General features: G+C 39.3%; 15 protein-coding genes. 1 reads left to right on the top strand and 14 read right to left on the bottom strand.

Going from position 1 to position 12,788, the window contains the following annotated elements:
- Positions 1 to 3: 3 nt before the first annotated feature.
- From ACZSMY_RS04260 to ACZSMY_RS04205, 12 genes are all read right to left on the bottom strand, one after another.
- Entirely contained in the window at positions 4 to 441 is a 438-nt protein-coding gene (locus tag ACZSMY_RS04260; RefSeq protein WP_042534203.1) for a DUF4430 domain-containing protein, read from the bottom strand.
- A gap of 205 nt (positions 442 to 646) precedes the next feature.
- Positions 647 to 2,401, bottom strand: a complete 1,755-nt coding sequence (locus ACZSMY_RS04255; protein ID WP_465147476.1) for an ATP-binding protein — start codon at positions 2,399 to 2,401, stop codon at positions 647 to 649.
- Positions 2,401 to 3,117 (bottom strand): response regulator transcription factor, encoded by a 717-nt coding sequence (locus tag ACZSMY_RS04250; protein ID WP_042534207.1) that lies wholly within the window; start codon positions 3,115 to 3,117, stop codon positions 2,401 to 2,403. The genes ACZSMY_RS04255 and ACZSMY_RS04250 overlap by 1 nt, the downstream gene beginning before the upstream one ends.
- A gap of 196 nt (positions 3,118 to 3,313) precedes the next feature.
- Positions 3,314 to 4,504, bottom strand: coding sequence for a c-type cytochrome biogenesis protein CcsB (ccsB, locus tag ACZSMY_RS04245; RefSeq protein WP_042534211.1), 1,191 nt, complete (start codon positions 4,502 to 4,504; stop codon positions 3,314 to 3,316).
- A 36-nt stretch (positions 4,505 to 4,540) separates the two neighbouring features.
- Positions 4,541 to 6,184, bottom strand: coding sequence for a cytochrome c biogenesis protein ResB (resB, locus tag ACZSMY_RS04240; RefSeq protein ID WP_465147475.1), 1,644 nt, complete (start codon positions 6,182 to 6,184; stop codon positions 4,541 to 4,543).
- Positions 6,185 to 6,209: 25 nt separating this feature from the next.
- Positions 6,210 to 6,788, bottom strand: coding sequence for a thiol-disulfide oxidoreductase ResA (gene resA, locus ACZSMY_RS04235; protein WP_042534215.1), 579 nt, complete (start codon positions 6,786 to 6,788; stop codon positions 6,210 to 6,212).
- A gap of 66 nt (positions 6,789 to 6,854) precedes the next feature.
- A complete protein-coding gene (locus tag ACZSMY_RS04230; protein ID WP_042534217.1) occupies positions 6,855 to 7,589 on the bottom strand; it encodes a pseudouridine synthase in 735 nt (244 codons plus the stop codon).
- Between the two features lie 254 nt (positions 7,590 to 7,843).
- Complete coding sequence (locus tag ACZSMY_RS04225) at positions 7,844 to 8,374, bottom strand: spore maturation protein (RefSeq protein WP_042534219.1); 531 nt, start codon at positions 8,372 to 8,374, stop codon at positions 7,844 to 7,846.
- A complete protein-coding gene (locus ACZSMY_RS04220) occupies positions 8,374 to 8,964 on the bottom strand; it encodes a nucleoside recognition domain-containing protein (protein ID WP_042534221.1) in 591 nt (196 codons plus the stop codon). The genes ACZSMY_RS04225 and ACZSMY_RS04220 overlap by 1 nt, the downstream gene beginning before the upstream one ends.
- Positions 8,957 to 9,982: a D-alanyl-D-alanine carboxypeptidase family protein gene (locus tag ACZSMY_RS04215; protein ID WP_212928176.1), complete on the bottom strand. Its 1,026-nt coding sequence runs from the start codon at positions 9,980 to 9,982 to the stop codon at positions 8,957 to 8,959. Before ACZSMY_RS04215 ends, ACZSMY_RS04220 begins: the two co-directional genes overlap by 8 nt.
- Positions 9,983 to 10,152: 170 nt before the next feature.
- A complete protein-coding gene (scpB, locus tag ACZSMY_RS04210; protein ID WP_193062193.1) occupies positions 10,153 to 10,728 on the bottom strand; it encodes an SMC-Scp complex subunit ScpB in 576 nt (191 codons plus the stop codon).
- Positions 10,719 to 11,474, bottom strand: coding sequence for a segregation/condensation protein A (locus ACZSMY_RS04205; protein WP_226894687.1), 756 nt, complete (start codon positions 11,472 to 11,474; stop codon positions 10,719 to 10,721). The genes scpB and ACZSMY_RS04205 overlap by 10 nt, the downstream gene beginning before the upstream one ends.
- A gap of 167 nt (positions 11,475 to 11,641) precedes the next feature.
- On the opposite strand from ACZSMY_RS04205, the gene ACZSMY_RS04200 reads away from it, so the two are divergent.
- A complete protein-coding gene (locus ACZSMY_RS04200) occupies positions 11,642 to 11,734 on the top strand; it encodes a YjcZ family sporulation protein (protein ID WP_040981479.1) in 93 nt (30 codons plus the stop codon).
- A 48-nt stretch (positions 11,735 to 11,782) separates the two neighbouring features.
- Here the strand turns inward: ACZSMY_RS04200 and ACZSMY_RS04195 are convergent, their stop codons facing one another.
- Positions 11,783 to 12,151 (bottom strand): GNAT family N-acetyltransferase, encoded by a 369-nt coding sequence (locus ACZSMY_RS04195; RefSeq protein ID WP_042534228.1) that lies wholly within the window; start codon positions 12,149 to 12,151, stop codon positions 11,783 to 11,785.
- A 151-nt stretch (positions 12,152 to 12,302) separates the two neighbouring features.
- A complete protein-coding gene (locus ACZSMY_RS04190) occupies positions 12,303 to 12,734 on the bottom strand; it encodes a peptidylprolyl isomerase (RefSeq protein WP_042534229.1) in 432 nt (143 codons plus the stop codon).
- Between the last annotated feature and the right edge of the window lie 54 nt (positions 12,735 to 12,788).

Raw genomic sequence — 12,788 nt, 5'->3', positions numbered from 1 at the left:
TTCTTATTCCATCGATTGTAAATCAAAGATAATTTCTTCGCCGCCATTCAATTCATATTCTCCAGCGCCGACTTCTGCAGCTTCACCATCTACAAAATACATCCAATATTTTCCTTCATCTGCATCATCTGATACACGTTCAATAGAAGTAATAAAGCCGCTGTCTTCCTCTACATAGAAAGTATCCTTCATCACATCCAAAAGAATATCTCCTTCTTCTACTTGTACGACCTCTTCTGATACATTCTCGTTTCCTTCATCAATCGTTATCGTTATACGTACTTCATCTTCGGCAAGTTCCTGAGCTTCTCCGCTTGACTCATTGGTGCTTACCGAAGTATTAGAGCTTTCATTTTCTTCAGCTCCCTCATCATTACCACATGCCGCAAGAAAAACGAAGGATAACAGCATAATACTTAAAAACTTCAGCCACTTATTCATTTCTTATCTCCCCCCTATAGCCAGCTCCATCTTATTCGTAAAGAAAGTCTGACCGGCTGTGAACCTATATCAGTACCCTGTCCGCTGCCGTTTCTTTATTTTAATATATAGAGCTGGAGAAAGAGAAGGCATGCCAACTGAGGCGACCTTCCCGTCTCTCAATAGATATTTAAATATACCGTTATATTATCATATCTTTCCTTTTTTAGGAATGTTTCATAGGTATTTCAAAACTAAAAGTTGTGCCAATATCCAGTCTGCTTCTCACTTGAATTTTCCCTTGATGGGCTTCAATAATATTTTTGGCAATAGAAAGTCCCAGGCCAGTTCCCTGTTTCTCTTTCTTTACTCTTGATTTATCCGCTTTATAAAAACGTTCAAAAACAAATGGCAGATCCTCCTCCGGAATGCCGCTGCCGTTGTCTTCTACCTCCACATGAAGGAAATCGGAATTACTAAGCGCATGTACTTCTACCTTTCCGCCTTTTTCCGAATGACGAATGGCATTATCAATTAAATTGGTCAATACTTGTTCGATACGATCCGCGTCCATCTCCCCGATTTGTTCATGCATATCTAACGTTAAGGTGAGCTCCACTTCGTTATCCTGGACGATACCTTGAAATTTATGAACAATACGCTCTACAAAGGCCTGAACAGCAACAGAATCAACATGGAGCTGGATTTGCCCTGCTTCCATCCGTGCTAAATCAAGTAATTCATTAACTAGTCTGCCCATCCGGAGCGATTCCTCATAAATAATTTTAGCCAGCTCATTCTTGTCTTCTTTTGTTTCGGCAATATCATCAACGATGGCTTCACTATACCCTTGAAGCATGGAAATAGGCGTACGTAATTCATGTGACACATTTGCGATAAAGTCCTTGCGCAATTTATCAAGGCGGCGCTCTTCTGTCATATCACGGATAACAGCAACACAGCCGCGGACATGAGATTCATCATATAAAGGAGTGACGAGCATCACATAGTTCCTTCCTTGTAGAACAGACTCCTTTAAAACCGCTCTTTCTTCAGCTATCACTTCATTAAGCGCATCCTTGAGTTTTGTCGGAAGCTGTCTCTCTTTATGTTCTCCCTGTTTATGCTCATAATTCCAATTATCTAAATACGCTTCCGCAGGCGGGTTGATGACAACAATTTCACCATCTCTGTTCAATGTAAAGACACCATCGGCCATGGAGCTTACAATACTTGATAATTGCTCTTTCTCCTGCCTCAAAGCTTGAATATGATAATTAAGCTGGCTTCCCATCCGGTTAAATTCAATCGCTAGATCACCGATCTCGTCCCGTGTCAGCACAGGTACTTTCGTGTTGAACTCCCCGCGGGTCAAATTATAAGCTGCCTCCCGCATTTTAATTAATGGTGCTGTAACCCGGGATGATAAGAATACGGCAAAAAAAGTTGTTAAGAGAATAGCAATTCCGCCGCTCAATAAAATCAGCTTGGTTGTCTGATCTCTTGTTTCGTTAATCATATCCAATGATTTAAATACAAATACTGCCCCGCCGTCCTCTAGAGGAGAGCCTACCGAAATAACCTCATTTTCGTCCACGACTAATCCTTGTGAACTCTGTGATGCCACCTGGCTGGTCAAGTTTTGTGCTTCTGCATCGTTTATTATCCACGATTCATTAATAAAATCCAAATCCGTATCCTCAGTGCCCGAAATCCACTGTTCCTCATCAGCATAATAAATGACAACACGGCTGGAAGGATCTCTCAGCATTTCTGTTGCATCCTCAATAAATTCCGTATCATAATCTGAATCTACCAACGAAGAAATTTTCTCAGACATTTGTGACATATCATTTTCAGCTTCTTGTATATGATAATTTTCAAAGAACTGCATTAAAAAAAACATCAATACACATAACACAAAGGATACTAATAATAAAATCGTTAATGATAATTTTCCGACAACGCTTTTCCAAAACATCAGTCTTGTTCAACCTCAAATTTATAGCCGATTCCCCACACTGTCACAATCATCTTCGCAGCTTCGGAAGAAACAGAATTTAGTTTTTCGCGTAGACGCTTCACATGTGTATCGACTGTACGAAGATCGCCGAAGAACTCATATTGCCATACTTCTTTTAATAATTGCTCCCGATTAAATACTTTATCCGGAGAGTTTGCCAGAAAACAAAGCAGCTCATATTCCTTTGGTGTTAAGCTGACTTCCTGATTATCTGCTGTAACCCGGTGTCCATCATGGTCAATAGTCAAGTGTGGAAACACTAATAGATTTTTGGCAGTCGTATCGGATTGCTGATAATTCAAGTTAGAAACTCTGCGCAGAATCGCTTTCACCCGTAATACTGCTTCTCTCGGGCTGAACGGCTTCACAATATAATCATCTGCACCTACTTCAAATCCCTGCACACGATTCGATTCTTCTCCGCGAGCTGTCAGCATAATAACTGGTGTATCCTTTTCTTTTTTCAGCTCCTCACATACTTGGATGCCATCCATTTCCGGCATCATAATATCTAAAATAATAGCGCTGTAATTATTTTGCAGAGCCATTTCCAAGGCAGTCTTCCCATCTGCCGCTTCATCTATTTCAAAGTCCTCTTTTTCTAAGTACATTTTTATTAAACGTCGAATTCTTTCTTCATCATCTACCACTAATAATTTCTGTGCTTCACTCATTTATATTTCACTCCTCATATCAACTCTAATTAGCATTATAAACGAACCCGTTTGAAAAGTTAAGGAATTAAGAGCATTCCTCTCTGTTATGACGCCTATTAAATTTATGTCCATAGAAAAAAGAATTGCTACCAGCTCTGTGATAACAATTCTCTTTTCTATCGCACACCCTTCCTGCATTCTTCTGCAACTTACATTATGCGTAAGAGTGCAGACTGGCAAGGACCAGGTTTACGACAATCAGATTGAACATAATAATGGCAAAACCAACAACCGCAAGCCAGCCTGATTTTTCCCCATGCCAGCCTCTGGATAGCCGCAAATGCAGGAATGCTGCATAAAAAAGCCAGGTAATTAATGCCCATACTTCTTTTGGATCCCAGCCCCAGAACCTTCCCCAGGCAATCTGGGCCCAAATCGCCGCGAATATCAAACCGCCTAAAGTAAAGACAGGGAAACCGATTGCCACTGAACGATACATAATTTCATCCAGCATATCCGGTTTGACCCCTTTCAGAAGAGGCTGCAGTCTTTTCCCGATTCGTTTGCGGGAAATTAAAAAGGCAATTCCATAAATAATACTTCCTCCAAAGAATGACCAAATCACCGTATTAAATTTTCTGCCTGCATCATCACCATGCATCCAGCCAGGCACTTCAAACCACGGACTCATAACATTTTCCGATAATAACGTGCTGTCCTGAGGGGCTGCAATAGGCGGAAGATGATATTCCGCAACGGTTTGCTGTCCGTTCCCTTCCACTTCAAAGGTTGCTTGATACGAAACAGCATTAAATATGCTTGTCATGACAATAAATCCAACAAATAAAAAGATACCATAAATAACTAGTTCCAGCATGGTATTACGCAGTGTTGCTCTGGTTTGGTCAATCTGCCGAATTAAATACATTAATCCGGCAACAAAGCTGATAAATAAAATGCCCTGTGCCAAAGATACTGTCGAAACATGAATTGGGAGCCAATAACTTTGTAAAGACGCTACCAATGGCGCCACATCTGACGAGAACATACTTGCATATGCAATAATAATCGTAGCCAAAGGTAAAGCAAATACCCCTAAAAACGCTGTTTTATAGTAGATGTAAATAATAATAAATGCTAAAATCATCGACATCCCTAAAAAGGTTGTAAACTCAAAAAGGTTACTCACCGGCGCATGACCAGTCATCACCCATCTTGCTATAAAGTATACGAGCTGCGAAGCGAAACCAATTATTGTAATAACTAAACCGATAGTCCCTGCTTTTGTTTTCTGATGACGCTCGTTTTTATTTTGACGAATTGCTCCTCCAAAAAAGAAGGTGGCAACCAAATATAAAAGAAAAGCAATAAGCAGGGCGGTACTGCTAACACTGTATATACCCATTCATTTACCTCCAATCCTTTCTCAACCATTTCATTTTTACTCATCTAACTCCTGCTGGTCTTTCACCATAGTGACATTCGTACCTTCTACTGCTTTTTCAATATCACGTTTGAGTCCGAACCAGTTTTTGTTTGTATGAGCTGCGAGAAGCAGTGTATTGTCCTTTTGTTTATTAATCCAAATACGCCGGTGCTGCCAGTACATTCCCTGAATAACCCCAATCATAAAGATCATAGCACCAATTAAAAAGAAAGGAAGCGTCCGATCGGAACTAACTGTAATACCGCTGACATCCCTGAATTCCACACCGTCAATTGCTACTTTGTATTGGTTCTCTCCTGTAGCATCTACATTCATGCCAATTCCAAGAAAGCTGACCTCTCCTTCTTCTGAATCAGGAGGATACACAGTCACTACAAATGCCGGATTTCTGGGATAGTCTGTTTCTGAAGCCGGTGTTCCTTCTTCCGTCATAATATAATCTGGATAATAATTCGTTAACTCTACCTGGAAACCGCTGTCTAATTCATACACCCGGTCTGGATTAGTTAAGTCAATCGTGAAAGAGCCTAGAGATTCTTGCGTTTCATCATCTTCTTCATGAATATAAAAAGTCATATTTTCAAATTCATTTAACTGATAACCTTGTTGATATAAGGTGTATCCATCAAATTTTGCCGGATTATTCATTTGGATTGAGTAATCAAGAATTGGCTCCAGCTCCGGTTCAGCACCAACGATATCCGCATTCGTTGCTTCATAAATAACAACATCGGTCTGGAAATTCGTTGCAATTTCATCATCAACAGATCCCTCTTGAAAACCGTCTTCTCCTTCTCCATTGTGTGTTTCCACAATAAAGTCTTTATTCTCTATGTAATACTGGTTATCTGTGCCGGGAATAACTCTCTGCTCCCCTTCACGAAGCCATATATAATCTTCAGAGAACATGATAGGTGTCGTACGCAAAATAGCTGCAATTAATACAATAATTAAACCAATATGATTTACGTAAGGACCCCATCTTGAAAACCGGCCTTTCTCAGCTAATATATGGCCATCTTTTTCTGTTATTTTATATCTGGAATTCTTTAAACTCTTTACCAGCTTGTCTACATCCGCATCAGCTGCATTAGCTGATTCACTGTATAATCGCTGTCTGGATAAAAACTTCTTGTGTTTTTTAGGCTTCTGATGTTTTAATGCCCGGTATAGCGGAACAAAACGGTCTAAGCTGGCTATGACCAGCGAAATACCTATTAACGCGATTAAAGTGATAAACCACCAAGAACTGTACATATGATGGAATCCTAACTGATAATACATCAACCCTAAAATACCATACGTTTCTTCATAAAAAATGGCAGGGTCTCTTGATACAGCATCCTGCGGGATAAATTGTTCCTGCGGATAAATCGTACCCATAATCGAGGCAATTAACGCTAAAACAATCAGCCATACCCCTACTTTTACAGAAGAGAAAAAACTCCAAATCTTATCAATGATTGATTTCTGATATGTTTGTGAACGGCGGGCACTGCCATCATATCGCATATTCAACAGTTTTTTATCATCATTTCCGTCGATATGCTGATTTCCCTCTACCGGTTTTCCGCACGCTTCACATAATACGGTACCTTCAGGATTCATGTGGCCGCATTCACATTTTATTTTATTCATTGTCTGCCCCCATTCTCATGGATTATCATGATGCATCCGGTGTGATTGCGTCTAAATGCCCCTCTAATCTTTCTAATGTCAAAGCTCCTTGGACAACCTCATTTATCGTACCATCCGGATTAATGAAGAAGGTTGTCGGCATCGGCCTGATTCGATACAAGTCTCTGACATCCGAATTTGTATCATGCGGAATAGCGAAAGTCAACCCATAATCTTCAATAAAATTATCAATAACTAATTCGGTTCCATCTAGACTGACTGCTACAATTTCAACGCCTTTTTCCTTGTATTTCGGATATAATTCCTGCATATACGGCATTTCGTCTTTACACGGTCCGCACCATGTTGCCCAAAAGTTTAGCATAACCCCTTTGCCTTCGAAATCGCTGAGCTGTGTAACATCTTCATCAACTGCGTCATTTACTTGAGTCAATTGAAAATCAGGAGCAGCGTCGCCTGCACGGTATATCTCATCCTCGTCCTTTGAATTTGAAAATAGTGCAAATATGACTGCGCCAACCAACACAACTAATATAGAAGAACGAAAAATGAAGCGATTTCGTTTCTTTTTTTGTTTTTGAATATCTCTTTCTTCCCTGCTCATAGTTTTCCGTCCCCCTTTCCCAACTCATTATAACATTGACTAAAGCGTTTAAATTTGAATATTATCTTACAATTTTGTGGACATATTCCGAAGCTGATTGACTTCTTTCGGCGTGAGTGCTCTATATTCACCGGCATTTAATCCGTGCAGTGTCAAAAAGCTATATTGCTCACGCTTCAGTTTCATTACTGGAAAGTCAATCGCTTCCAGCATTCTTCGCACCTGTCTGTTTTTGCCCTCATGCAGCGTCAATTCAATAATGGAAGTTTTCTTTTCTTTGTCATTGGAAAGCATATGAACATCGACGGCTTTTAATTTCTCTCCATCAGATACAACACCCTTCCGTAATTTTAACAATTCCTTTTTATGAGGAATACCTTTGATTTTTGCTACATACACTTTATTAATCTCTTTACTTGGGTGCATCAGCTGATTAGCGAATTCCCCATCATTCGTTAACAGTAATATTCCTGATGTATCATAGTCCAGCCGGCCAACCGGAAAAATGCGTTCTTCGACTTCCGGAAGAAAATCGGTAACTACTTTTCTATTTTTATCATCTTTCACGCTGGAGATGACCCCTCTAGGCTTATACAGCAAATAATATACAAATTCCTCTTTTTCTAGCGGAACCCCATCTACCTCTACTTTATCCTGGGAGGTTACCTTTACCCCCATCTCTGTAACGATTTGATCATTTACTTTTACTTTTCCATCAAGAATCAATTGCTCAGCCTTTCTTCTGGATGTCACTCCGCTTTGAGCAATAACCTTTTGTAATCTTTCTTCATGCTTTGACATATAAATCTCCTATCTTTTTCTTTTATTTTCCCCAAAATGGATAACATACTGTAACTGATATCCGAGCTCCAATCCATGTATCGCTTTCTTATATTATACTATTTTCACTTGTTATACCTAATAATCTGCTGTTTTCACAAAAATAAGAAAGCCTATGATAAAGATATTTTTTCACATATCTTCATCATAGCCTTATTTTATCTGTTAGGAAAGTATAATTTTAGGGAAAAGGTATTTCCACTTCAGCTGATTATTTACCCAAACATCATTGTAACAAGAAATACAGCTGCAAGTATAGCAATTAAATCAGCTAATAATCCTGCCTGCAGTGCATAACGAATTTTTTTAATACCGATTGCACCGAAATAGATGGTAAGTACATATAAGGTAGTATCCGTGCTTCCCTGCATAACCGAAGCAATTGTCCCGATAAAAGAATCCGGCCCGTAGGTGGCAATGATTTCAGTTGTCATCCCTAACGCTGCAGTTCCGGAGATTGGGCGGATGAGTGCAAGGGGTAAAACTTCTGCTGGAAAACCAATAAAGGCTAGCAGAGGAGATAATATATCTACAAACGCATCTAACGCCCCGGAGCTGCGCAATATCGAAATAGCAGTAATCATTCCTACTAAAAAAGGGAGTAAAGAAACAGCTGTTTTTACGCCTTCCTTTCCTCCTTCCACAAACAAATCATATGCCGGTAATCTCTTCATGCTTGCCGCGATCATAATGAACAAAATAAAACAAGGAATCATCCAAATACTAATTACACTGATAAACCCCATCATGATTTCCTCCACGTACTCTTATAATAAAAAAACCGATCAATAATCAGTCCGGCAATGGTACCAATACAGGTAACCAATAACGTCACTCCGACAATTTCAGTAGGAGAAGCAGATTCGTATTGCATCCTGATACCAATAACCGTTGTGGGGATTAGTGTCAGTCCGGTGGTGTTTAAAATAAGGAAAGTTATCATTGAACGAGATGCTGTTTCTGAATGCTTATTTAGTTTTTTCATTTCCTCCATTGCTTTAATTCCTAAAGGGGTAGCAGCGTTGCCCAGCCCAAACATATTTGCAGTTAAATTAGATAAAATATAGCCCAACGCCGGATGATCCTTAGGTATTTCCGGGAATATTTTCGAAATAAGCGGACGAAAAATTTTGGCAAGTCCCCGTAAAATACCCGCTTCTTCCGCAATGCGCATCATGCCCAGCCAAAATACCAGGATACTAATCAATCCTATAGCCAACGTAACCGCCTGTGCGGCACTTTCAAAAATAGCTTCATTCACCGCTTCCATATTGCCTGAAAACATTGCATAAATAATTCCAATGGCAGCCATGCAGATCCAAATCCAATTAATCATTTGCATCCCACCTTATTATCGAATGAAATACATGCATTACCTCACTCAACAAATCTTCCTCATGATGCACGTGATGCGCATTACTTGTCTGAAGCGCCGGCCGGTTTTGTTCGAGATAAACATCCTTTGCCCAGTCATCATGCCTATTTTTATAAAGCGGTACCTGGACAGTATCTTTTGTTGTCTCCCTATTTGTTATCGTTTCCCCGTTCATATCGATTTCTTTCATTTCAAACTGGTCAAATCCCCATTCAAACATCGAAATATGATCCTGCCAGTCGTTTGGAGCATCCAGTGTTACTGCAATTAACTCCATTCCATCCTTCTCCGCAGTGGTAATAAGCGTCCGGCCTGTCTGCTTGGTGTACCCTGTTTTCCCTCCAGTACAATATTCATAAAAATAGGTCAGCAGCTTGTTTTTATTTTGCCAGTGGTACGTCCTGTTCTCCGATAAATAACTGGTTTCCCCGCTTATCTCTTGAAAAATTGGATTTTCCATTGCATATTGCATGAGAATCGCCATATCATGAGCGCTTGAATAATGTGTATCAGAATCTAACCCATGTGGATTATCAAAGTGTGTATTCTCCATCCCCAGCCATTTAGCCTTTTCATTCATTAAATAGACGAATCCTTCTTCACTTCCGCCAACATGCTCCGCAATTGCTACAGCAGCGTCATTACCTGAACGGAGCATCAGTCCATACACTAAATCTGTCAGCTTCATCTTTTCGCCCTGCTCTAGATAAATTGATGAGCCTTCTGTATAAATGGCATTTCTGGAAACCGTCGCCTGTTCATTCATTTTTCCAGACTCCACAGCAATAATTGCAGTCATTATTTTAGTAATGCTTGCTATTGAAGCTGGTTCCTCTGCATTTTTTTCAAATAAAACTCTGCCTGAGGACTGTTCAATTAAAATAGCATGCTGTGCGGATACATTTACCGCAGCATGTCCATGAATTGGGAATGATAAAAAACTAATGATAATGACAATTATCCATATAAACAAACGCATCAGCTTGGCTCCTCCTCATTAAACACTGCATTATTTCTAACTCCTTGTCTGCCAGCCAGTCATAACATGCTTCTTGTTTATTTATATGTGAGGAACAAGCTATTATGTATATTGGGGACGAAAAAACCTTACAGATAAGCGGGAATCACTTATCTGTAAGGTCTTGTTATTTACTCGTTCGGAAACTGGTCGAAAAATAAATCAACATCGGATGCATCCGCTTCAGAGTCTAAGGAGGTTTCTAATTCCGGTAACTCTTCAAGCGTAGACAAACCAAAAAAGGTGAGAAATTCCTTTGTTGTTCTAAAAAGAGTCGGGCGGCCGACTGTTTCTTTTCTTCCACATTCCTCTACTAACATCCGGGATACTAAGGTTTGCAAAGGTCTTTCACTGCGGACACCCCGTATCTCATCGATTTCTGTCCGTGTGATCGGCTGCTGATAAGCAATGATTGCCAATGTTTCTAACGCAGCCTGAGACATCCTGCTTGGCTTGGGCTGAATAACCCATTTCTTAAAATATTCACTGTGAACCGGTTTGGTTGTTAAGCTGAGCATCCCATTAGCATTGAGAATCATCAGCCCCCGATTCTGTTCTTTATAATCTGTTTGAAGCTCATCTACAATTTGACGAACCTCATCTAAGGAAACATCAAGGACATTGCTCAGCTCGCTCACGGTTATTCCTTCATCACCGCCGGCAAATAACAGGCCTTCCGCAACCCCTTTTAAATAATCTAATTCCACGATGACTCCTCCATGCTATAAACATATAATTCTTCAAAATGATTTTCTTGCATTGCATATACTTCTCTTTTTTTCATTAATTCCAAAACAGCTACAAAAGTGGATACGATATATGATTTCGTAGGAACAGGAAATAAAGCATAGAATGTAATGCCATTTTTACTGCTTTTAACCTGCTGCAGTACTTCATCCATCCGTTTTTCTATCGGTATTTCCGTTCGTTCGATAACGGTATCTTGCGGCTCTTTCCATTGATTTCGCTGCATCATTTTTTTCAAAGCGCCAATCATATCAAAAACAGAAGCATTCCCTGCATTCACATTTTCAGGCAGAACATCTTTAAAATCAAAAACAACTGGCGAGCGCGTATAGACCTGCTGCTCTTTCGCCTCTTTTTCTTTTAATGCTTCCGCAGCTTCTTTATATTTTCGATATTCAATTAAACGCTGCATCAGTTCTTCACGGGGATCCTCCATATATGCTTCATCCATCTCTTCCTCTTCGAATTCCTGCTTGGGAAGAAGCATCTGGCTTTTGATCGCCAGCAAGGTAGAAGCCATTACCAGATATTCGCTGGCAATATTTAATTCCAAATGCTGCATCGTATGAATATAATCCATATACTGTTGTGTAATCTGAGCAACCGGAATGTCATAAATATCGATTTCATAGTGATTTATTAAATGAAGCAATAAATCTAATGGTCCTTCAAATTTTTCTAATTTAACTTCATATCCTTGAATCATCGCTGTAATTCCTCTCAAGCTGACCAAAACAATGCATCATTTACTTTAAAAAGTAATAATTTAATTGCAAAAGCCCATACACTATTTGCTCAGCTTACATAAGTTATAACGTAATATAAATGTTAGCACAAAACATTTATGGATTGAACTAAAAAGGAGGAAATAAAATGAGTGGTTATTCTGGTGGTTACGCAGGTGGATTTGCTTTAATCGTTGTACTATTTATTTTATTAGTAATTGTAGGAGCAGCTTGGTACTAAAATACTTGAAATAAATAGACTTTGCAACGAATGAAAAGCCAACCCGTATCAGGGTTGGCTTTTATCATCATCCTTTGCTTTCTCGTAAAAGGCTTTTACACTTTCAGAGGGCACAATCTCGTATTTATTTGAATAAATACGATGAATCTCAGCAATCATTCGTGAACCGATTCCATGATCCCGATGAGATGGATTCACGGTAAGGTGGTTAATAACCAATTGATTGTCATCCACGATTTGTACGCCGATTGCTCCGAGGACATCATCGCCTTCTTTCCACAAATGTAAATGCAAATCTTCATTTTCTTCATATTCACGAATCGTTTCTTGCAATTTTTTTACATCTTTTTCCTCAGGCATAAATGATAATAAGCCCATAGCAATTTTTTCTAAGTTTCTTTTAAAGCGAATTAACATAATTACCCCTCATTAAATTTCTTGTATGGTAATCCTTTTAAATTTTAATCAGTATTTACTCTGAAAGTATAACGCATTTCCAATATAATGAAAAGCACCATTTTAAAATTTAAGTAAAAACAACGATAACGATGAAGCGAGAAATATAATGTTATCCTTCGACACGAATCTCTTTCATTACATCTCCGTTAGACATTGCTTTTGCTAGCTCAACACCGGAGGTCACTTTTCCAAAAACTGTGTGAACGCCATTTAAATGCGGCTGCGGCTCATGAACAATGAAAAATTGAGAGCTTCCTGTATCTTTTCCGGCATGCGCCATAGATAAAGAGCCTTCCTCGTGTTTATGCGGATTCCCTTCTGTTTCACATTTGATTGTATATCCCGCAGAACCTGTACCATTACCGACTGGACAGCCGCCCTGGCTGACAAAACCGGGGATTACGCGATGAAAAGTCAATCCATCATAAAATTTTTCATTCGCTAATTTTTCAAAGTTAGCTACAGTTCCCGGCGCTTCATTTGGATACAATTCAAATTCAATTTTATTTCCATTTTCCATTTCGATATAACCTTTTTTCATTTCAGCAAATCTCCTTCTAAAAACAATTATACTTTATTTTACCACTTATTCCGT

The organism is Oceanobacillus sp. B139/18 (genome assembly GCF_055524595.1).
The sequence above is the reverse complement of the archived record's forward strand: the minus strand, read 5'-3'. Positions and strand labels throughout refer to the sequence as shown.